This is a genomic window from Maribacter sp. 4G9 (genome assembly GCF_002742265.1).
Classification (GTDB): Bacteria; Bacteroidota; Bacteroidia; order Flavobacteriales; family Flavobacteriaceae; genus Maribacter.
The window spans coordinates 19,419-40,575 of record NZ_MDGL01000194.1 but is presented as its reverse complement, the minus strand read 5'-3'; the positions used below and the strand labels follow the sequence as shown (position 1 = coordinate 40,575).

18 protein-coding genes are annotated in these 21,157 nt (G+C 40.9%); 8 read left to right on the top strand and 10 right to left on the bottom strand.

Annotation, left to right across the window (positions count from 1 at the left end; translation table 11 throughout):
* Positions 1–8: 8 nt before the first annotated feature.
* From BFP75_RS20795 to BFP75_RS20770, 6 genes are all read right to left on the bottom strand, one after another.
* The gene (locus tag BFP75_RS20795; RefSeq protein WP_099547241.1) at positions 9–509 is read right to left on the bottom strand and encodes a hypothetical protein; all 501 of its coding nucleotides are present in this window, start codon (positions 507–509) and stop codon (positions 9–11) included.
* Positions 510–593: 84 nt separating this feature from the next.
* The gene (gene arsC, locus BFP75_RS20790; protein WP_099547240.1) at positions 594–938 is read right to left on the bottom strand and encodes an arsenate reductase (glutaredoxin); all 345 of its coding nucleotides are present in this window, start codon (positions 936–938) and stop codon (positions 594–596) included.
* 18 nt (positions 939–956) lie between these two features.
* A protein-coding gene (gene prfB, locus BFP75_RS20785; RefSeq protein WP_123803522.1) for a peptide chain release factor 2 occupies positions 957–2,055 on the bottom strand; the annotation gives its coding sequence in 2 pieces (ribosomal slippage) (positions 957–1,991 and positions 1,993–2,055; 1,098 coding nt in all).
* Positions 2,056–2,120: 65 nt separating this feature from the next.
* Positions 2,121–2,987 carry a transglutaminase-like domain-containing protein gene (locus BFP75_RS20780; RefSeq protein ID WP_099547238.1) on the bottom strand — a complete coding sequence of 289 codons (867 nt, stop codon included), beginning with the start codon at positions 2,985–2,987 and terminating at the stop codon, positions 2,121–2,123.
* A gap of 31 nt (positions 2,988–3,018) precedes the next feature.
* Positions 3,019–3,966, bottom strand: a complete 948-nt coding sequence (locus tag BFP75_RS20775; protein ID WP_099547237.1) for an alpha-E domain-containing protein — start codon at positions 3,964–3,966, stop codon at positions 3,019–3,021.
* A 7-nt stretch (positions 3,967–3,973) separates the two neighbouring features.
* The gene (locus BFP75_RS20770; RefSeq protein WP_099547236.1) at positions 3,974–5,437 is read right to left on the bottom strand and encodes a circularly permuted type 2 ATP-grasp protein; all 1,464 of its coding nucleotides are present in this window, start codon (positions 5,435–5,437) and stop codon (positions 3,974–3,976) included.
* 198 nt (positions 5,438–5,635) lie between these two features.
* On the opposite strand from BFP75_RS20770, the gene BFP75_RS20765 reads away from it, so the two are divergent.
* Positions 5,636–8,035, top strand: coding sequence for a zinc-dependent metalloprotease (locus BFP75_RS20765; RefSeq protein WP_099547235.1), 2,400 nt, complete (start codon positions 5,636–5,638; stop codon positions 8,033–8,035).
* Between the two features lie 19 nt (positions 8,036–8,054).
* Positions 8,055–9,077: a threonine aldolase family protein gene (locus BFP75_RS20760; RefSeq protein ID WP_099547234.1), complete on the top strand. Its 1,023-nt coding sequence runs from the start codon at positions 8,055–8,057 to the stop codon at positions 9,075–9,077.
* A gap of 20 nt (positions 9,078–9,097) precedes the next feature.
* Here the strand turns inward: BFP75_RS20760 and BFP75_RS20755 are convergent, their stop codons facing one another.
* Both BFP75_RS20755 and BFP75_RS20750 read right to left on the bottom strand, forming a co-directional pair.
* Complete coding sequence (locus BFP75_RS20755) at positions 9,098–9,400, bottom strand: YegP family protein (RefSeq protein WP_099547233.1); 303 nt, start codon at positions 9,398–9,400, stop codon at positions 9,098–9,100.
* A gap of 149 nt (positions 9,401–9,549) precedes the next feature.
* On the bottom strand, positions 9,550–9,876 hold the full coding sequence (locus BFP75_RS20750; RefSeq protein WP_099547232.1) for a YbaB/EbfC family nucleoid-associated protein: 327 nt from the start codon (positions 9,874–9,876) through the stop codon (positions 9,550–9,552).
* A gap of 141 nt (positions 9,877–10,017) precedes the next feature.
* Between BFP75_RS20750 and BFP75_RS20745 the strand changes: the two genes are divergently transcribed.
* The 3 genes from BFP75_RS20745 to BFP75_RS20735 all read left to right on the top strand — a co-directional run bounded on the left by BFP75_RS20745 (position 10,018) and on the right by BFP75_RS20735 (position 14,571).
* Positions 10,018–12,078 carry a S9 family peptidase gene (locus BFP75_RS20745; protein WP_099547231.1) on the top strand — a complete coding sequence of 687 codons (2,061 nt, stop codon included), beginning with the start codon at positions 10,018–10,020 and terminating at the stop codon, positions 12,076–12,078.
* Between the two features lie 75 nt (positions 12,079–12,153).
* Positions 12,154–13,194 (top strand): PLP-dependent cysteine synthase family protein, encoded by a 1,041-nt coding sequence (locus tag BFP75_RS20740; RefSeq protein ID WP_099547230.1) that lies wholly within the window; start codon positions 12,154–12,156, stop codon positions 13,192–13,194.
* A 117-nt stretch (positions 13,195–13,311) separates the two neighbouring features.
* Complete coding sequence (locus BFP75_RS20735) at positions 13,312–14,571, top strand: aminotransferase class I/II-fold pyridoxal phosphate-dependent enzyme (RefSeq protein ID WP_099547312.1); 1,260 nt, start codon at positions 13,312–13,314, stop codon at positions 14,569–14,571.
* A gap of 58 nt (positions 14,572–14,629) precedes the next feature.
* Here BFP75_RS20735 and BFP75_RS20730 read toward each other — a convergent pair whose 3' ends face one another.
* Both BFP75_RS20730 and BFP75_RS20725 read right to left on the bottom strand, forming a co-directional pair.
* Positions 14,630–15,748 (bottom strand): GTP cyclohydrolase, encoded by a 1,119-nt coding sequence (locus tag BFP75_RS20730; protein ID WP_099547229.1) that lies wholly within the window; start codon positions 15,746–15,748, stop codon positions 14,630–14,632.
* Positions 15,749–15,836: 88 nt separating this feature from the next.
* Complete coding sequence (locus tag BFP75_RS20725; RefSeq protein ID WP_099547228.1) at positions 15,837–16,922, bottom strand: transporter; 1,086 nt, start codon at positions 16,920–16,922, stop codon at positions 15,837–15,839.
* A gap of 86 nt (positions 16,923–17,008) precedes the next feature.
* Here BFP75_RS20725 and BFP75_RS20720 point away from each other — a divergent pair, with 86 nt between their 5' ends.
* From BFP75_RS20720 to BFP75_RS20710, 3 genes are all read left to right on the top strand, one after another.
* Positions 17,009–17,272 carry a DUF4834 family protein gene (locus tag BFP75_RS20720; RefSeq protein ID WP_099547227.1) on the top strand — a complete coding sequence of 88 codons (264 nt, stop codon included), beginning with the start codon at positions 17,009–17,011 and terminating at the stop codon, positions 17,270–17,272.
* Between the two features lie 28 nt (positions 17,273–17,300).
* A complete protein-coding gene (locus BFP75_RS20715; protein WP_099547226.1) occupies positions 17,301–19,760 on the top strand; it encodes a YfhO family protein in 2,460 nt (819 codons plus the stop codon).
* A 125-nt stretch (positions 19,761–19,885) separates the two neighbouring features.
* Entirely contained in the window at positions 19,886–21,157 is a 1,272-nt protein-coding gene (locus BFP75_RS20710) for a glycosyltransferase family 4 protein (protein ID WP_099547225.1), read from the top strand.

Genomic DNA, 21,157 nt, shown 5'->3' with positions numbered 1-21,157 from the left:
GTCTAGTTTTAGTTCTTCTTTTTTTGTTTCTTTTTTTGTTTTTTATTCTTTTTTATAGTTTTTTCAACTCCATTTTTTTGAAGTTCCACAAACGCCTCGTATTTTTCCATAGGGAGGCTAGCCTTTAGCTCCTCATCCTGCCTAAGCGTAATCTTATCATATACCTCGCGCATTTTTTCTGGCGGAAGTTTTAAGATTTGAGCCTCTATTCTCTCCTGAACGTACTTCTTTAATATTGAACTTAAAATCGCAGTTTCAAAATCGTTGAGTTGCAATGCTTCCTTGATTGAAGGCATCTCACCATCTACCAATTCTTCGGCTGTTTTAGGTTTCACTTCCTCTGGTGCTTCTTGGGCTTGAGGTATGGCACTACGCTGTCTTCCGTAGCCATAAGCACCCCCATAACCCCCATACCCGTAACCATATTGGCTATAAGCTTCAGCTCCCACGAAGAGCAATAAGGCGATTATTGTTACACTAAAACAATTCAATTTTATTGTACTTTTCATAACGTTAGATTGTTTAATTTGACTAAGGTTTAAGCGGCTTTGGTTAATTATTTGTTAATGGTTGGGCCTTCTATTAGGATAACTTTAGTAAATAAGTTTCTTAATGTTTTCCGGTGGTCTACCTATTACCGCCAATTGATTTTTTATAACTATCGGTCTCTCAATTAGTTTAGGGTTTTCGACCAAGGCATCCAAAATTTCCTCATGGGTCAATTTGCGGCTTTTATACTTTTCCTTCCAGACCGACTCATTTTTTCGGACTAAATTTTCAGCTGATATCCCCAAGTACCTCAGTATATCCCGTAACTCATCTTTAGTGGGAACATCTTCCAAATATTTCCGTACTTCAAACTCCTTGCCAGATTTTTCCAAAATTTCCAGACCCTCCCTCGATTTTCTACATCTAGGGTTGTGGTAAATTTTAATCATTGTTTAATCATATTTATATTACTCTTCCTCTTTCTGTCCCATCACCATGAGGTAAGCCTTTAAAAAAGCATCTATCTCCCCGTCCATGACCGCATCTACATTCCCCGTTTCCTCACTCGTACGCACGTCCTTTACGAGCTTATATGGGTGCATGACATAATTCCTTATTTGGGAACCCCATTCTATCTTCATTTTGGAGGACTCTATTTCTTGGCGTGCTTCCATTTTTTTACGCAGCTCTATTTCATAAAGTTGCGATTTCAACATCTTCATAGCAGTGGCCCTGTTGTCATGCTGACTTCTGGAATCTGAACACGATATTTGTATACCCGTTGGATGGTGTACCAACTGCACTTTGGTTTCCACTTTGTTCACGTTCTGACCTCCCGCGCCGCTTGACCTGGCCGTGGTAATGGTAATATCAGCTGGATTAACATCTATCTCAATACTGTCGTCGACCAAAGGGTATACATAAACAGAAACAAAAGATGTATGCCTTTTGGCATTACTGTCAAAAGGGGAAATCCGTACCAATCTATGCACACCGTTCTCACCTTTCAACCAACCAAAGGCATATTCTCCATCAATCTCTAATGTGACGGTTTTTATGCCGGCAACATCGCCCTCTTGAAAGTTAAGCTCTTTTACTTTATAGCCGTTTTTTTCGGCCCACATCATGTACATCCGCATTAACATGGAGGCCCAGTCGCAACTCTCCGTACCTCCGGCTCCTGCAGTAATCTGAAGAACGGCAGGCAGTTCATCCCCTTCTTCGGAAAGCATATTCTTGAATTCCATTTTTTCTAAGGAATTCAAGGCCCTTTCATATTGGGCTTCTACTTCTTCTTCGGAAACTTCACCTTCCTGTAGAAACTCGATAAGGACTTCCAAGTCGGTTACCAGCGTCTTGGCAGCATTGAAGTCGTCAACCCATTGCTTTTTGGATTGGATGTATTTCATATGAGCCTGAGCTTCCTGTGGGTTGTCCCAAAAATTGGGTGCCAAGGTCTTTTCCTGCTCGTTCTCTATTTCAATAAGTTTGGCATCAATGTCAAAGATACCTCCTTAACGCACCAAGGCGATCAATAAGACCTTTATAGTGGTCCGTAGTAATTATCATCTGTGATATTTTTTGGTAAAAGTACTATTCTTTTTGACCAATTTTGAATTAGTTTGTTGGGATTATTGCTGTATTTGCCTTTGATGATTTTTTACCACAACGGAATGTGTCGTTGTATGGTTGCCCAAGGAATGAACGATGCCCTTTAGAGGGGAACAATCATTATAATCCTTGCCATGGCAGACTTTAATGTGGTCCATATTGGCAAGTACATCGTTGGTAGGATCAAGGCCTAGCCAACCGTAACTGGGTACATAAGCCTCTACCCATGCATGCATTTGTGAATCTCCCAAATACCCACTTTCATGGTTAAGATAACCTGCAACGTATCTACACGGTATATTATTTTGACGGCAAATGGCGCAAAATAGATGGGCAAAGTCCTGACACACCCCTGTTCGCTGTTTCAAGATGGTCTCCAATGTGGAGGTTGTGTCCGTTACCCCAGACCTATACGCAATATGGGAATGTGTCCAATGGTTTAAATCTTTTAGGTTCTCAAAAATTCCCCTGTTGCTTCCAAATTGGAAAAGGCCCTGCTTTTCTTTGGGTATCTTGGTCAAGGAAGTTACTTTTAAATACTGCTCAAAATCGATTTTGAATTCAAGCGAACCAATTTCCTTCCATGAAGATTCAACCTGGGCAAAACTAGTTTGTTCCGGTAGGTTTTTCTTTGATTTAAGTACTTTAAACGTGGCTTCAAAGCAAATATGCTTGAACTTATTTTGGGGATGTATCTTAATGGTATTGAAGCCAAATCCATTAATCGAAAATTGGTTGATACAATGTAAGGAATTGGAAAAATCGAATTCCTTTAATTTTTGGGTTTTATTTTCAAGGGGAATGATTAAAAATTGCCAATACGCGTCATGGACCCAATTATCATAGATATTTTCAGATTTGTAGGTAACCGTATATTCTTTGCGCATCTGGAATGTAAAAGTAGCTTATTTGTAAACACTAGTAGCTAAAAAACTCCTCGTCTACCTTATTGCTAATTTTGTCAAGACTGCTAAGGATATTTTCGATAAAGGATTTAATATCCTGTTCAATTTCTTCAATATACTTGTACTCATACTCGGCCCGTACCCTTCCAATAAGGAAGGCCGTGGATTCCTTATTATAGCGTCTCTCCGGGTTTAGGATTTTTACATGTTCATAAAATTGATTCAAGGAATTCATGACCGATCTTGGACAATTGGGGTTTAGTATCAAAAATTCCAAGGTGGAAATGCTGGTAGGCGTTTTTTTGTAATACCTCCGCATCATATCGTAGGATTCCGCACATTTTAGCAGCGTAGTCCACTCAAAACTTTTTGTAAATGCGTCCTCATAACTTCCCTGGGCCAAAATGGCATCATTATATTTGGAGTTTATCATTCTAGTAATCTGTGTGGCCCTTTCGATATTTACGCCCATCATAATTATGGCATAAACAGAGTCGTGCAATAGGGTTCCCCTTATCTTTCCCCTTAGAATGGCGCTCATTTCCGTAACGTTGGTTGTAAAATCATGGAGTCCACTTTTAACGAAGACTTCCTTTGGGTAATTGAGCACAAAGTGGTAGAATTTATTGATGGATTCATAGAGTTCCGTAGATATTAAATCCCGGGCACTATTGGCATTTTCCCTTGCATATCTAACGTTGTTCAGAATAGAGGTAACAAAATTGGTGTCTACTCCTATCTTAAACAGGACATTTTCCTCATTGAGGATAATATGGGAGTCTTTTACGGGTTCCCCAACCATGAATAACATGGATCTAAGTACAAATTGTCTGTCCTGTGAAATATGGTTGGGTGCATCCAAAGAAGAAAAATAGTTCACGTTCATGTAACGTGCAATATGTTCAGAACGCTCTATGTATCGTCCCATCCAAAAAAGATTGTTGGCTACTCTTGCTAGCATGTGTAATTTATTTTTTTAGAACCCAGGTATCTTTGGAACCACCACCTTGGGAGGAGTTGACAATTAAATTCCCTTTTTTAAGGGCTACTCGCGTTAAACCGCCTTTTAATACAAATTCCTTGTCCTTGCCCAATATGGTAAAAGTTCTTAAATCTACATGGCGCTGTTCAAAGGATTCGGTATCATCTATATAGGTAGGATGCACCGATAGTGACATGATGGGCTGTGCGACATATTTTCTGGGATTTTCCTTCACTTGTTTGCGTACTTCCTCAATTTCTTTTGGAGTTAGGCGATTTCCTATGGAGATACCATAACCGCCCGCTTCGTCCACGGGTTTTACGACCAATTCCGATATGTTTTCCAATACATAGTTCAATTCGTCCGGTCTACTGCAATGATAGGTGTGTACATTATTAAGGATGGGTTCTTCTTTTAAATAGTATTTTATGATTTCAGGCATATAGGTGTAAACGGCCTTGTCATCGGCTACGCCGGTACCAGGGGCATTGGCCAGGGTGACATTGCCTTTTTTGTAGGCAGCAAATAATCCGGGAACACCCAAAGCGGAATCCGGCCTAAACTCCAAGGGATCCAAGAAGGCATCGTCTATTCTTCGATAGATCACATCTACCTTTTCCGGTCCTTTTATCGTTTTCATATATACAAAATCGTTCTCTACGAACAAATCCCTACCTTCTACCAGTTCAACGCCCATGGTCTTGGCCAAATAGGAATGCTCATAAAAAGCGGAATTATACATGCCCGGTGTAATTACCACGCAGTTTGGAATATCCACACCCTTGGGTTTAACAGATTCCAACTGCTCCAAAAGGTTTTCCGCATAATCCGTAACGGTATAGGTCTGATAATGGTTAAAAACACCAAATAAGGCCCTTTTTAAAGCCGTCCTGTTACAAATTACATAACTTACACCGGACGGACATCTAATATTGTCCTCCAAAACATAGTATTGACCGTCCTTGTGTTTTATAATGTCCGTTCCAGATATGTGATTGTAAATGCCGCCAGGCGGATTCAATCCGTTCATCTGATCTAAATAGTTGGCCGAGGAGGTAATCAGTTCCAAAGGTACTACCTTGTCCTTAAGTATTTTTTTATCGTGATAAATATCCCATAAAAATAGGTTCAAAGCCTTGGCCCGTTGAATGGACCCCCTTTCGATCACATCCCATTCATCCTGGTCGATGATTCTTGGAAATAAATCAAAGGGAAAAATCTTTTCTTGTACATTATCTTCCCCATATACTTGAAAGGTGATGCCTTGATTGAAAAAGGAGGCTTTCGCCTTGGAATTAAGATTGATATAATCTTGGATGGAATGACCTCCATAAATATCAAAAAGTTTTTGGTATACGTCCTTTATGTTTCCGTTGCTATCGTAGATTTCATCAAATAAATCGGGGTTTCTCTGATATGAAGAAAAAATTTGATTCTCAATGTTAGACATACATTATGTTTTGTTAAAAGGTATAAAATTTTACAGAAAGTCCCCTTGGCATTTCAATATTAATTGGGTGTAATAATTTTCTTTTCAACAAAAATCCAGTGTCTTTTTTAGATAACTCTATGTTTCTCCGTTTATGCCATTACCAGTTCATATTTTAGTTTTAAATTATCTATTTTTAACTCCAAACTAATTTAGAAAATGAAAAATTCAAGCCCATTTTGGTTATTATTGCTCCTTTGCTGTTTCTCACAAGCTTATGGTCAGTTTTCAGAGAATAAAAAGAATTATGAAAAGTTCGAAGGTCTTTTTGATTTTTACTATGATTCCAAGACGGACAAAATCTATCTAGAGGTTTCTGATTTGGAAAAGGAATTTCTCTATGTTTCTTCCCTGAGCAGTGGTATAGGAAGTAATGATATTGGCTTGGATAGGGGTCAATTGGGAAATGAGCAGGTAGTTTTCTTTAGAAAAGCGGGGAACAAACTTATGTTGGTTCAGCCTAATTTAAAGTTTAGGGCCCTGACGGATAATGCCCTCGAAAAGAAATCCGTAGAGCAGGCATTCGCCAAATCCATATTATATGGTTTTCCTATAGAAGAGGAAAAAAATGGAACGTATGTTATAGATATATCCGGATTTTTAATGCAGGATACCCATGGTGTAATTCAAAGACTGCAAAGAACCGATCAGGGAAACTATAGTTTGGACAAGGAAAAGAGTGCCATGGCCATGGATAGGACCAAAGCTTTTCCCAAGAATATAGAATTTGACGTAACATTGACTTTTAAGGGAAGTCCAAAAGGAAGTTATGTACGAAGTGTGGTGCCAAACCCAGAGCTTATCACCGTGGCCCAACATCATTCCTTTGTGGAACTTCCGGACGATGGTTTTGAAAAAAGGGATTTCGACCCACGGTCCGGGGCCTATCCCTTTGCTTACTACGATTATGCAACTCCAGTGGAGGAATCCCTGGTCAAAAGGTTTATACCCAGACACCGATTGAAAAAGAAAAACCCCGATGCCGAAATTAGTGAAGCTGTCGAGCCCATCATTTATTATTTGGATAACGGTACACCGGAACCCGTGCGAAGTGCCCTTTTGGAAGGCGGGAAATGGTGGAACCAGGCCTTTGAGGCCATTGGCTATAAGGATGCCTTTCAGGTAAAAATGTTGCCGGACGATGCAGATCCCTTGGATGTACGGTACAATGTGATACAATGGGTACACCGATCCACAAGGGGGTGGAGCTATGGTTCCAGTGTATCCGACCCAAGAACCGGGGAAATCATCAAGGGGCATGTGAGTTTGGGAAGTTTACGTATCCGTCAGGATTTCTTGATCGCCCAGGCCCTTATGAACAAGCCCTTTGAAGAAAGGGATGACAATTACCGGCCCATGTTGGATTTGGCCTTGGCCAGAATCCGTCAATTATCGGCCCATGAAATAGGACATACATTGGGCTTTTCACACAACTTTGCAGCCAGCACCAATGGCAGGGCTTCGGTTATGGATTATCCACACCCGCAATTTTCCGTTAAAAATGGCCAGGTCGATTTTTCAAATGCCTATGATACGGGTATAGGGGAATGGGATAAAGTGATCGTAGCCTATGCCTACAGCGATTTTCCTGATGGTACCGATGAAAGGAAGGCATTGAACCAAATTTTGGAAAAGGCCACTTCAGATGGCTTACGTTACATATCCGATCAAGATGCACGACCACAGGGCGGCGCCCACTTATATGCCCACCTTTGGGACAATGGAAAATCCATTGGGGATGAATTACTGGATATGTTAAAGATCAGGGAGACGGCCATATCCAACTTCTCTATCGATAATATCCGTACCAATGAGGCAAATTCCGTTTTGGAGGACGTTTTTGCTCCGTTGTACTTTTTCCATCGGTATCAAACCGAGGCAGCTACAAAGATTATAGGAGGTTTGGATTATAACTATACGGTCAAGGGGGATGGCCAATTAACCGTGGCACCCATAGACAAGAAAATTCAGGAGCAAACTTTAAAGGCAGTTTTAAGGACTTTGGACGCTGATGAAATTGCAATACCAAAGGACAAATTGACTCTTTTTCCTCCACGGGCGATAGGTTTTGGAAGTACAAGGGAATCCTTTAACGGAAAGACTGGTGTCTCATTTGATGCGCTATCCGCTCCGGAAACCGCGGCAGATATGACCCTTGGATTATTACTGCATCCGGAAAGGGCCTCTAGGTTAATACAACAAAAAGCTTTAGACCCCAACAATATTGGGTTGGAAGAGGTAATGGCCGAAGTGGTTTCCAATACCTTCGGAAAGAATCAAAAAGATTCCTATCTACATGAAGTGCAGCAAAACATAAATTTTAGGGTACTTTTTCATCTGATGAACTTGGCGGCCAGTGATGCCGTCCATCCTCAAGTAAATGCGATAGCCAATATGCAACTTAAAAGTTTAAATTCGGTAAATATGGAGAATGCGGCGATCAAAGGTGAAATAAACCGTAGGATTACAAATTATTATGAGCATCCCAGTAATTTCAAGGTGGTTCCCGCACCCAAGCTTCCTGATGGTTCGCCCATAGGAATGGATTGTTTTCATTAATCATCAGCATTAGCATTTCATGAAAATTAATTTGATAAGTGATACGGTCACAAAACCCACCCCAGGAATGTTGGATGCGATGATGTCCGCCAATGTTGGTGACGACGTATTTAAAAATGACCCCTCAGTGAATGCTTTGGAGGAAAAAGTTGCACAGATGTTCGGGATGGAGGCAGCACTTTTTTTTCCAAGCGGGACGATGACCAATCAAACCGCCATTAAACTGCATACCCAGCCTGGAGAACAATTGATATGCGATAAGTATGCCCATGTTTTCAACTATGAGGGTGGTGGCGTAAGCTTTAACAGTGGAGTTTCCTGCAGGCTTTTGGATGGCCATCGCGGTATGGTAACGGCCAAACAGGTGGAGGAGGCTATCAATCCGCCCGATTTTTATCACAGCCCTTTGACCTCCTTGGTATGTATTGAAAATACCACGAACAAAGGGGGAGGGGCCTGTTGGGATATTGAGGAGCTGCAACGGATCAAAGGGGTCTGTGAAAAGCATGGGCTGCACTATCATTTGGACGGCGCTAGATTGTGGAATGCCTTGGTGACAAAAAATGAAACTCCTGAACAATACGGTAAACTCTTTGAAACCATCAGTGTTTGCTTGAGCAAGGGTTTGGGCTGCCCGGTAGGTTCCATACTCTTGGGCCGTAAGGAGCACATTCATAATGCATTAAGGATACGAAAAATTTTGGGTGGGGGCATGCGACAATCTGGGTTCTTGGCGGCTGCGGGGATTTATGCCCTGGACCATCATATTGAAAGATTGGCGGAAGACCATTCAAAAGCCACTGAAATTGGTAGGGAACTCAACACCTTGTCTTTTATAAAAAAAGTGGAGCCCATTGAAACCAACATCGTCATTTTTGAAATAGACGAGGACTATATGTCCAGTGCCGACTTTAATTCAAGATTGGTAGAGAAGGATATCCATATCATTAGCATGGGTCAAGGAAAACTGCGTATGGTAACCCACATGGACTATACGGATGAAATGCACGCTTATTTTTTGGGGACATTAAAACGATTATAATTAAGGACGCTAGGTGACCTTCACTGGATCAAGATATTCTTCAGGTTTTTTATTCCATTTTCCATACCGGCCTCGGAATTATAAAGACCACTGTTACCTACTACCGTGCCTTGCCCGTTTTTAAGGTGAAAAAGAAATTTCCCTTCAAAGTTTGTTTTTCGCTCAAATCGCTTGATGGGAAGATTGGTGTCCTTGAGTTCGTTAAGGGCGTTCTCCAAGGATTGGGAATCTGCGAATTCCACACTTTCCAACAATATCTTTCCGGTGGCCGATTTTACCACGAACTGATAATATTTATCCTCCTTGTTTTTTACCTCGATCATACCAATTCTTTCCTTTAAAGATAGGTAATTTGAACGTATGCTATTGGAATAGTTGATTTGATAGTCGGGTTAGGAAATACCCCGATGCTTCCTTTAAAATCAAAATTTAATTTCTTTGGGATACCCCAAGGGCTTGCGCTGCATTTTTATTATTTGAACAGGGAATCCATACCGGGAATATTGGGCATTCCTTCCTTGGCAACGGCTGCCAATTCCGTTTCCTGTACGCTGGTCGCCCTTTGTATGGCCTTGTTCAATGTTAGGATAAGATAATCTTCCAACTGTTCCTTGTCCGATAGTAGTTCATTGGAAATATCGATTTTTTTGATTTCCCTATTGGCGGTTAAGGTAACCGAAAGGGAACCGTCCGCAGATTTTTCATCGATCAGGACCGTGTCCATTCTTTTTTTGGTTTCTTCCACTTTTTTCTGGGTCTCTTTGAGTTTTCCCATCATGCCCATCATATCTCCAAACATAGCCGACTGTTTTTTGTTTACATTTCAAAGTTAATGAAATGTTCACATTCCTGCTTGTAACAATTTCAGTAAAACTATCATTCGTTGCTCCAAAGAATAAGTTTATTTTTGCGACCATCTGAAATTGGAAAAGTGGAACGCATGACAACATGGAAAGCCCCTAAAGCTAGAAAAGAACCAAAGGAATTGATTGCCCATAACGATGTTAGAATCGATAATTACTATTGGCTCAATCAAAGGGAAAATCAAGAGGTCCTGGCCTATCTACAAAGTGAAAATGACTTTTACGATAAAGGCACCGAGCACACCAAGGCTTTTCAAGAGGAACTTTTCAAGGAAATGAAATCAAGGATAAAGGAAGATGACGCTTCGGTTCCCTATAAATTGGATGGCTATTGGTACAAAACTAGGTATGAAATAGGAAGCGAGTACCCAATTTATTCTCGTTTTAGGGAAACCTTGGATTCCGAAGAGGAAATTATGTTCGATGGAAATGAGATGGCCAAGGGAACCGATTATTTTAGTTTGGGCGGAATTGCCGTTAGTCCGGATAATTCGTTGGCCATATTTGGCGTGGATACGGTTTCCAGGAGACAATACACACTTCAGGTTAAAAACTTGGGGACGGGTGAAATATATCCGGAGAAAATAGAGAACACCACAGGAGGCGGTGTTTGGTCCAACGACAATAAAACCTTTTATTACACCAAGAAAGACCCTGTAACCTTACGTTCCGATAAAATTTATAAACATATTTTGGGAACCCCAGTGACGGATGATATCCTGGTGTTTCATGAGGAGGACGATACATTTAGCACCTTCGTCTACAAGACCAAGTCTAAAAAGTACATTGTAATTGGGTCCCATAGTACCATGACCTCCGAGTTTCAGATGCTATCTCTTGAAAGCCCAGGAGAGGGCTTTAAAATGTTTTCTCCAAGGGAAAGAGGGGTGGAGTATTCTATTTTCCATTTTGATGACTCGTTTTATATTCTCACCAATAAGGATGGAGCTACCAATTTTAAGTTGATGAAGGTAGGGGAGAACCTTACACATGCCGCCTATTGGGAAGAATTCATTCCCCACCGGGAGGATGTGTTGTTGGAGGATGTGGATATTTTTAAGGAATACTACGTGCTTTCCGAACGGGAAAACGGACTTAACCAAATCAAGATTGTAAGATGGGATGGTTCGGATGCGTATTACCTACCTTTTTCGAGCGAAACCTACACGGCCCACGTGGGGAACAATCGGGATTTTGACACGCATATTCTCAGATATTCTTACAATTCATTGACCACTCCAAGTTCTGTGATCGATTTTAATATGGCGACCAAGGAAGAAACCGTCATGAAGGTGCAAGAGGTATTGGGGGGCAATTTTGACAAGGATAAGTATGTTGAAATGCGCCTTTGTGCGCCGGCGAGGGACGGATCAAAAATTCCCATTTCCTTGGTTCATCACAAGGATACGAATCTTTCCAAGAACACTCCGTTGTTACAATATGCCTATGGTTCTTATGGGTACACCATCGACCCCTATTTTTCAACGGTACGGTTGAGCCTCTTGGATAGAGGGTTTGCCTATGCTATTGCCCATATTCGGGGAGGTGAATATTTGGGCAGACAATGGTATGAGGATGGTAAGCTTTTAAGCAAGATGAACACGTTCACGGACTTTATCGATTGTTCCAAATACCTTATTGACCAGCATTTGACCAGTGCGGAACATTTGTATGCCATGGGAGGTTCCGCAGGTGGGCTTTTGATGGGAGTCGTTATCAATATGGCCCCGGAATTGTATAATGGGGTCATAGCCTCTGTTCCTTTTGTGGATGTGGTGACCACAATGCTGGATGATTCCATTCCTCTTACCACAGGGGAATACGACGAATGGGGCAATCCAAATGAATTGGAATATTACAATTACATGAAGTCCTATTCTCCCTATGATAATGTAAAGGCACAGGATTACCCCAATTTATATATTACGACGGGATTGCACGATTCGCAAGTTCAATATTTTGAACCTGCAAAATGGGTGGCAAAATTAAGGGAACTGAAAAAAAATGACAAACTACTTTACTTTGATATAAACATGGAAGCAGGTCATGGCGGGGCTTCCGGAAGGTTTGAGGCACTAAGGGAAGCCGTGAAGGAGTATGCTTTTTTGTTGGATTTGGAAGGAAAAATAGTACTGTAGAAAAAAAATAGTAGATTTGTAGCAAATTTTAACAAATCCATGATTTGCTAAAAATAAACAAAACTTATCCCCCCTATGGAAAATAAGATAAAGGCTAACAACAATATCTTAGAATTAATTGGGAAAACACCGCTGGTAAAACTTAACAAGATTACCGAAAACTTTACAGGTGACTTTTATGCCAAAGTAGAGGCATTTAATCCGGGACATTCCTCCAAAGACCGTATCGCGATACACATTATAGAAGAAGCCGAGAAAAAGGGTCTCTTAAAGGAAGGCAGTACCATCATTGAAACTACCTCAGGTAATACAGGTTTTAGTATTGCTATGGTAAGTATCATAAAAGGTTACAAGTGCATATTGGCGGTCAGTTCAAAATCCTCCGCAGATAAAATAGATATGCTTCGTTCCATGGGTGCTGAGGTTTATGTATGTCCGGCCCATGTAAGTGCGGATGACCCAAGATCCTATTATCAGGTTGCCAAGCGATTGCATAATGAAACTAAAAATTCTATCTATATAAATCAGTACTTCAATGAACTGAATATGGATGCGCATTACAGGTCCACAGGTCCAGAAATTTGGGAGCAGACCGCTGGGCAGATTACCCATTTGGTGGCTTGTAGCGGAACGGGTGGAACCATATCCGGAACCGCACGTTTCTTAAAGGAGCAAAATCCGAATATTAAGATTATCGGTGTGGATGCCTATGGCTCTGTATTGAAAAAATATCATGAAACAGGTAACTTGGATACCAATGAAATCTACCCATACCGAATTGAAGGATTGGGTAAAAATTTGATACCATCTGCGACCGACTTTCAAATTATCGATGAGTTTATCAAAGTAACCGATGCCGAAAGTGCTCATACTGCAAGGGAAATTTCAAGGACAGAAGGCATTTTTGTAGGCTACACCAGTGGAGCCGCCATGCAGGCAGTGAAACAGTTGGATGAATTGGGTAAGTTTGACAAGGATAGTAAAGTAGTAGTCATATTCCCAGACCATGGTTCAAGATATATGAGCAAAATATATAGTGATCAATGGATGGACGATCAAGGATTTTTGGAAACGAATCCCGTTGAGGCAAAACAGGAGATTCAATTTATAAAATAGAAATACCTTTAAGGAAAATATAGAAGCGGGCTTTAAGCCCGCTTTTTTGTGTCTATAAATAATTTATGAATGCTGTCCAAAAATTTTTACTTTTGCAGGCAGAATCAAAATTTGGCAATGAGAGACTTATTTGAAAGAATCATAGAGAATAAAGGCCCTTTGGGAAAATGGGCTTCACAGGCAGAAGGATATTTTGTATTTCCAAAGTTGGAAGGTCCCATTTCCAATAGGATGAAGTTCCAAGGGAAGGATGTTATCACTTGGAGTATAAACGATTATTTAGGTCTTGCCAATTTGCCCGAAATAAAAAAGGTGGATGGTGAAGCTGCGGCCGAACACGGAGCTGCATATCCCATGGGAGCAAGAATGATGAGCGGGCATACAGATTACCATGAACAATTGGAAAAGGAGTTGGCCGCATTTGTCAATAAAGAGGCTTCTTACCTGCTTAATTTTGGGTACCAAGGATTTATGTCCGTTGTTGATGCATTGGTGACCAAAGACGATATCATTGTATATGATGTGGACTGCCATGCATGTATTATTGATGGGGTTAGGTTGCATATGGGCAAAAGATTTACGTTTACCCATAACAACGCCGAGAGTCTGGAAAAGAACCTTGAGCGTGCCACCAAATTGGCAGAGCAGACTGGGGGCGGTATTTTGGTGATTTCCGAAGGTGTTTTTGGTATGCGTGGAGAGCAAGGTATTTTAAGAGAAATAGTTGCATTAAAGAAGAAATTCAATTTTAGGTTGTTGGTAGATGATGCCCATGGTTTTGGGACTCTGGGTAAAACTGGAGCTGGAGCCGGTGAAGAACAGGGTATTCAGGATGATATCGATGTGTATTTGGCCACGTTTGCCAAGTCAATGGCCAGTATAGGGGCTTTCGTAGCGGCCGATCAGGAAATCATAGATTACTTAAAATACAACTTGCGTTCCCAGATGTTTGCAAAATCACTCCCCATGGTGTATGTGAAAGGAGCTTTGAAACGTTTGGATATGCTGCGAACCATGCCTGAACTTAAAGCAAAGCTTTGGGAAAATGTCAATGCACTTCAAAATGGACTTAAGGAGAGAGGTTTTGATATTGGAACGACCACCAGTTGTGTGACCCCTGTGTACTTAAACGGTAGTATTCCTGAAGCCATGGCACTTGTAAAGGATTTGAGGGAGAATTACGGAATTTTTTGTTCTATCGTGGTATATCCGGTTATTCCTAAGGGCTTGATTTTGTTGCGATTGATTCCAACTGCTACCCATACCATAGAGGATATTAACGAGACTTTGGACGCTTTTTCGGCTATTAGGGATCGATTGGAAAATGGGACCTATAAAAGATTATCGGCCGCCGTTGCTGCTGCCATGGGAGAATAATTTAGGATTTTCTTTTACTATATAAAAAAAGGCTCAAACGTATCGTTTGAGCCTTTTTTTATAGATTTTTCCTATAAGTCCTTCTTCTCTTGTAGACCGTTGGGCTGAAATGTTTCCACATTTGTTTTATGGCGAGATTATTCTCCAATTCTGGGGTCCTATAGCACATTTGCACACCTTTTTTCTTAAATATCTTATAGTATTCATTGAATATAATGGCCGTAACGCCTTTGTTTTGAAATTCAGGATGGATTCCTATTAAATAAAAGATGGCATCTTTGTTATTCCTTTTTGCAGACAATAGATAAAAAATACCTAGTGGGAACAATTTGCCTTTTGCCTTTTGTAACGCTTTTGAATAGGAAGGCATTACGATCGCAAAGGAAATTAGTTTGTCGTTTTTGTCCAGGATAAATTTTATATACTCAGGATTTATAAAGCTGATATATTTTTTTTTGAAATAGGCCTTTTGTATTTCGGTAATGGGGACAAAAGACGAAAGTTTGGCATAGGTTGCATTAAAAAGGTCGAACATCTCGTCCACATAGGGCATTACCTCCTTGGTATTGGTAAAGTTCTTTTCCCTTAAGCCATACCTTCTTTTGACAATATCGTTTAGTTTGGTAAAAAGGGAAGGGTCTGCGTTACTTGCAGGAAACTTATTTTCCAGGTATTCTTTCTCCTTAACAAATCCAAAATCGGTATAGTGCTTTTCATAATATGGATGGTTATACCAAGTAACCATGGAGCCTATATGGTCAAAACCATCTACTAGCACGCCTACTTTGTCCAGATTGGAAAAGCCTACTGGGCCTTCCATGAATTCTAGGTCATTTTCCCTTCCTATTTCCGCTACTTTATCCAATAAAACTTTTGAAACATTGGGGTCATCAATAAAATCGAACCAGCCAAATCGCATTTTCTTGATGTTTTGCTGGCCAATTTCCAATCTGTTGATAATTGCGGCCACCCTGCCCACCAAGGTTTGTTCCTTGTAGGCCAGAAAAAAACGGGCATCCGCATCTATAAACACCGGATTTATATCCTTGTTGAACGAGTCAAGTTCGTCTTTGATTATGGGGGGTACCCAATATTTCGAATCCTTATAAAGTGAAAAAGGAAAGGTAACGAATTGCTTGAGCTCCTTCGTATTGGCAACCTCTTTTAGTGTGATCATTGATGCTTCTTAGAACCATCAATATTAGGAATATTAATCAATACCGAAAAATAGGGAGCAGTTAAAAGTGAACCGTGAGGATTTTTCCTTAGAAGTCTATTTCACTGTAATTCCCATTTCCTTGTTTTTGGGCCTTTTTGAGTTTTCTCAATTGCTTTTTGGAAGGGCCTAAATCTATATCTTCCGCACCCCTTCCCTTGGTCTTTCTATTTTTACGCTGCTCTTTATTCATGGAGTTTTTCTTAATTGCACCGCCATTTTCATTTGCTTTTTGATCATCTATGGGAACAAGGGTGTCTTTGTGAAAATCGAATCTATAGGATCCGCCGGCACTTACAAAAACCCTGGATGGTGTATTTTTAAAACTAGCGCCAAGTCCAAGGTCCACTTGCATTCGCTCATTCAACAAGTACGCAACACCTCCCCTTAACAATAAATCGGAATATCTATCGCTTTGTATCCCTTGATGCTCTAAAAAAGCACTCCATTTGGGATTTCTAAAGGCATGGGAAACGGATATTATGTAACTCAGCTCGGGATCATCCGTACCAATTCTGTCATAAGCTGTATTTGTAATCATTACCATTCTTGGGGTCATCCTACTTTGAGTGGCCAACATAACCCTAGGTGAAATCGTTGGTTCACCCGGATAATATGGATTGTCTCCCAAAACGAAATTGGCACCGGCATACAGGGAGACCGCGGGCAAAAGGTTCTTTAATTGAAATTTGTGGTTGGCGCGCCAACTATAAAGATTGGGTTTATTGCGCTCTGGATTTTTATAAGGGTCGTAGAGTAAATATTTCAATCCCAATCTGTTTCTGGAGAAATCCCTCCTTTTGGCCTTTAGGTCAAAGAAATCATAGATAATATCCTGATCTTGAAAAGTACCTTCATAATTGAGCTCCAATCGTTCAAAAAGAAGCCCGTATCGTAACGAAAAGTTGGTTCCCCAAAGATCGGATTGTGTATTCAAAAGGGTATGGTCGCTCTGTTCGTAAAAAAGACCCATTTCCACTTGCACCACATTTTTACCAACGGCATAGGCACTAACGGAGAGTCCTGGCCTGTTGGAATTGATTACATCCGTATATTGAGACATGACCGATAGTGGTGCGATCAACAGAATTATAAATTGAAATAGGATTCTTTTGGTAATAAAGGGCTTACCCATGGAAACGACTTTATAATTATTTTAATACTTTGAATCTAGTTATACAACGTGAGAATTGTATTTTTGATATATCGTAATCCAAATAAATGGCATTTTTAAAGGCAATATTGGTAATTCTTTTGGTGTACTACCTGCTAAAAATTTTGGTAAGGATGTTTGCGCCACAAATATTGAATTACGCGGCCAAAAAGACGGAATCACATTTTCGAAAGACGTTTGAGGGATTCCCTATGGATTCCAATCAAAAGGAGGAAAAGGTAGGTGATGTTATTATCAATAAGAAATCGACCAAGAAAAATAACAATTCCGAAAAAGTTGGGGAATATATCGATTTTGAAGAAATAGACTAGCTATCTTTGTTTAACCAACCACCGGAACATGAAGAAAGGTCTAAAATTCTTTTTCACCCATTTTTTTGTAACCGTATTTTTTACAGTAATAGCCCTAGCTTACTTCCACCCTGTACTTCAAGGAAAGGTTATTTTTCAAAATGATATTGCCCAATATACGGGCATGGCCAAAGAGCAAAATGACTTTAGAAAAAGAAATGATACGGAGCCTTATTGGACCAATAGTGCTTTTGGTGGCATGCCCACCTATCAATTAGGGGCAAATTATCCACACAACTACGTCAAGAAATTGGATAGGCTTATTCGATTTTTGCCTAGGCCCGCGGATTATTTATTTCTTTACTTTATAGGTTTCTATATCCTGCTCTGTTGTTTAAAGGTCGATTATAAACTCGCGATCTTAGGTGCATTGGCCTTTGGTTTTTCCACATATTTAATCATTATCATTGGAGCGGGTCATAACGCAAAGGCCCATGCATTGGCATACTTGCCCATCCTTTTGGCCGGTATTATATTGGTGTTCAGAAAAAAATATCTATCCGGGTTTTTGGTGGCGGCATTGGGAATGGCCCTGGAAATAGTGGCCAACCACTACCAAATGACCTATTACTTTATGCTGTTGGTGTTGGTTTTGGGCATAGCTTATTTGGTCGATGCCATAAAGCGAAAGGAAATAAAACACTATTTTATCTCTGTTGGAATTTTGGTCGCTGCGGTAGCCCTTGGCATTGCGGCGAATGCTACCAGTCTTTTGGCCACGAAGGAATATGCGGATTGGAGTACCCGCGGCAAAAGTGAATTGACCATCAACCCAGATGGTTCCCCAAAGGAAAGTACTAACGGCTTAAGTAAAGAGTATATAACCCAATGGAGTTATGGGATCGCGGAATCCCTAAATTTATTCGTTCCCAGACTTTTTGGCGGGGCTAGCCAAGAAAATCTGGGTGAAGACTCTAAATCCTTCAACTACTTAATAGACAAAGGCTTGCCACGGTCCAGTGCCCTGGATTTTGTGAGCGGAATTCCGCTTTATTGGGGTCAACAACCCGGCACATCCGGTCCTGCTTATATTGGTGCCATCATATTTTTCTTGTTCGTACTGGGATTGTTCTTGGTAAAGGGCAAACATAAATGGTGGTTGCTGTTTGGCGTACTGTTGTCACTTTTACTTTCATGGGGAAAGAATTTTAGTGGTCTCACGGATTTTATGATCGATTATTTTCCGTTGTACGATAAATTCAGGGCGGTTTCTTCCATACAGGTCGTGTTGGAATTGTGTGCGCCGATCTTGGCCATCTTGGCATTAAAAAAGATATTCTCACCTAAAGTCCCTCCATTGGATAAGTTGAATTCCCTAAAATACGCCGGAGCGGTGGTGTTGGGTCTAGGAATTTTATTGTTTATGATAAAGGGAATGTTTGATTTTACAGGGCCCTCAGATGAGCGTTTGCGAATGACCGGATTGGAGGAACTCCCGGAAATGTTGCGTCTGGACCGTAAGGCCGTGTATACGAACGATCTTATTAGATCCATGTTGTATGTATTGATAACGGTGGGATTGATCTGGTTTTACCTTAAGGGTAAACTCAAGGAAAACCTGGTTATTTTGGGAGTTGGGCTCCTTGTGGTTTTCGATTTGGTAGGAGTGAACCTTAGATATGTGAATGCCGATAATTTTGTTTCGAAGCGAAGAATGCTGGAACCTTTTCAAGCTTCGGAAGCGGACAAACTCATCATGGAAGACGATGGGGTGTATAGGGTTTTTGACCAGACCGATGGTTTTGACTCGGCTAAAACAGCTTATTTCCATCAAAGTATCACCGGGTATCATGCCGCCAAACCCGCCGGGATGCGTGACCTTTATGAGTTCCATATATACAAGGGTAACCTTTCCGTATTCAATATGTTGAACATAAAATATGTGATTCGGCAAGATCAGGACGGAACTATTTTTCCCATTCAAAACCCTGATGCCAACGGAAACGCTTGGTTCGTAAAGGAATTGAGGCCTGTGAAGTCCGCCAATGAGGAAATTCTTGCCTTGGACAGTTTGGACACCAAGCATGTGGCCGTCTTCAATGCGGAAAAACTTAGCAATATCAATAGATTTGATTATCAAGTGGATTCTACCGCCACGATTCAATTAACGGATTATGAACCCAATCATCTGACCTATACATCGAGCAACCCAAATGCCGGTATCGCGGTGTTCAGTGAGATGTATTATCCTCATGGTTGGAATGCCTATTTGGATGGCGAACGTACGGATCATTTTAAGGTAAACTACGTGTTAAGGGCCATGCGAGTGCCCCAAGGAGGCCATACCGTCGAGTTCAAGTTTGAACCCGAAGTCGTTAAGCAGGGAAGCACGATTAGCTTAGCAAGTACAATTATGTTGGGCTTGGTACTTTTGGGAGGCATTGGGTACTCTTTTTGGCGAACAAAAAAAGAAGCAGGGACCGAAGAAAATGTACATACATCAAATTAAGTTCTCGCATACCCACCAACATAATTATCCCGATAGTTATCAGGAGTACGCGAATGCACGGCGTTCGATCCATGCTAGAACCATTTATTCCCCAGATTTTCATTTGAACGAAAAACATTAAGTAGATGAAGAAGGTTTTGGTCATTACGTATTACTGGCCTCCGGCAGGGGGTCCTGGAGTACAACGATGGCTGAAATTTGTAAAATATTTTAGGGGTTTTGGTGTGGAGCCTATCGTGTATATTCCAAAAAATCCCCATTATCCTTTAAAGGATGCTTCCTTGTTCAAGGACGTATCCAAGGATGTAAAGATACTGGAACATATAATTTTTGAACCCTATGGCCTATCAAAATGGGTATCGGGGAAGAAGACCGAACGTATTAGTTCTGGCGTCATTACAGAAAAAAATCAGTCTGTATTGGAACGTATCATGCTTTGGGTACGGGGCAATTTTTTTATCCCCGATGCCCGTAAATTTTGGGTGAATCCATCGGTGGAATTTTTAGCTCCCCTTTTGAAGAAGGAAGCTATAGAAACCATAATTACCACGGGCCCCCCGCATAGCGTGCATTTAATCGGTCTAAAATTGAAAGAACGATCGGGCCTTCAGTGGATAGCTGATTTTAGGGATCCGTGGACTTCCATTGGCTATCACAAAAAGTTGAAGTTAACGGCATCGGCAAAAAAAAAGCATAAGCAACTCGAGCAAAAGGTATTGAATACCGCCGATAAAATCGTGGTCACGAGCAAGACCACAAAACAAGAATTCCAGAGCCTAACCTCAAAACCCATCAAAGTAATCACCAATGGTTTTGAAATGGGGGAAAGAAAGCCTGTTACCTTGGATGAAAAGTTCACCATCGCCCATATTGGCTCCATGCTTACCAAACGAAACCCACTTAATTTATGGAAGGTATTGGGCGAATTGGTTCAGGAACATGCCGACTTTAAAGACTCCTTACAGCTTAATTTTGTGGGGGTCGTGGGTCAGGATATCTTGGATTCCCTGACCGAATTCGGGATACGCGAATATGCACGTATCCTTGGGTACGTACCACATGAAGAAGCGGTTTCCTTTCAACATAGATCACAGGTTTTATTGTTGGTGGAAATCGATTCAAAGGAGACCATTGGAATCATTCCGGGTAAGTTTTTTGAATATTTGAGGGCCAAAAGACCTATTCTGGGGATTGGTCCGGCCCATTGGGAAGTAGCCGAAATGATTTCCGAAACGGCATCAGGACAGTTTTTTGATTATGCCAATGAATACGAGCTTAAAAGTGTACTTTTGAACTGGTTTCAACGCTATAAAAATAATTCCTTAAAGGTTTCGGCGATCAACATTGAACGTTACAGTAGGCAGGAACTAACAAGGCAATTCGCGGATTACATATAA

Excerpts from the sequence above, each read along its gene's own strand:
- BFP75_RS20795 (WP_099547241.1), bottom strand. The coding sequence starts at position 509 with ATGAAAAGTACAATAAAATTGAATTGTTTTAGTGTAACAATAATCGCC.
- BFP75_RS20765 (WP_099547235.1), top strand. The coding sequence starts at position 5,636 with ATGAAAAATTCAAGCCCATTTTGGTTATTATTGCTCCTTTGCTGTTTC.
- BFP75_RS20725 (WP_099547228.1), bottom strand. The coding sequence starts at position 16,922 with ATGGGTAAGCCCTTTATTACCAAAAGAATCCTATTTCAATTTATAATT.
- BFP75_RS20730 (WP_099547229.1), bottom strand. The coding sequence starts at position 15,748 with ATGATCACACTAAAAGAGGTTGCCAATACGAAGGAGCTCAAGCAATTC.
- arsC (WP_099547240.1), bottom strand. The coding sequence starts at position 938 with ATGATTAAAATTTACCACAACCCTAGATGTAGAAAATCGAGGGAGGGT.
- BFP75_RS20710 (WP_099547225.1), top strand. The coding sequence starts at position 19,886 with ATGAAGAAGGTTTTGGTCATTACGTATTACTGGCCTCCGGCAGGGGGT.
- BFP75_RS20755 (WP_099547233.1), bottom strand. The coding sequence starts at position 9,400 with ATGATCGAGGTAAAAAACAAGGAGGATAAATATTATCAGTTCGTGGTA.
- BFP75_RS20760 (WP_099547234.1), top strand. The coding sequence starts at position 8,055 with ATGAAAATTAATTTGATAAGTGATACGGTCACAAAACCCACCCCAGGA.
- BFP75_RS20780 (WP_099547238.1), bottom strand. The coding sequence starts at position 2,987 with ATGCGCAAAGAATATACGGTTACCTACAAATCTGAAAATATCTATGAT.
- BFP75_RS20735 (WP_099547312.1), top strand. The coding sequence starts at position 13,312 with ATGAGAGACTTATTTGAAAGAATCATAGAGAATAAAGGCCCTTTGGGA.
- BFP75_RS20775 (WP_099547237.1), bottom strand. The coding sequence starts at position 3,966 with ATGCTAGCAAGAGTAGCCAACAATCTTTTTTGGATGGGACGATACATA.
- BFP75_RS20720 (WP_099547227.1), top strand. The coding sequence starts at position 17,009 with ATGGCATTTTTAAAGGCAATATTGGTAATTCTTTTGGTGTACTACCTG.
- BFP75_RS20745 (WP_099547231.1), top strand. The coding sequence starts at position 10,018 with ATGACAACATGGAAAGCCCCTAAAGCTAGAAAAGAACCAAAGGAATTG.
- BFP75_RS20750 (WP_099547232.1), bottom strand. The coding sequence starts at position 9,876 with ATGTTTGGAGATATGATGGGCATGATGGGAAAACTCAAAGAGACCCAG.
- BFP75_RS20715 (WP_099547226.1), top strand. The coding sequence starts at position 17,301 with ATGAAGAAAGGTCTAAAATTCTTTTTCACCCATTTTTTTGTAACCGTA.
- BFP75_RS20770 (WP_099547236.1), bottom strand. The coding sequence starts at position 5,437 with ATGTCTAACATTGAGAATCAAATTTTTTCTTCATATCAGAGAAACCCC.
- BFP75_RS20740 (WP_099547230.1), top strand. The coding sequence starts at position 12,154 with ATGGAAAATAAGATAAAGGCTAACAACAATATCTTAGAATTAATTGGG.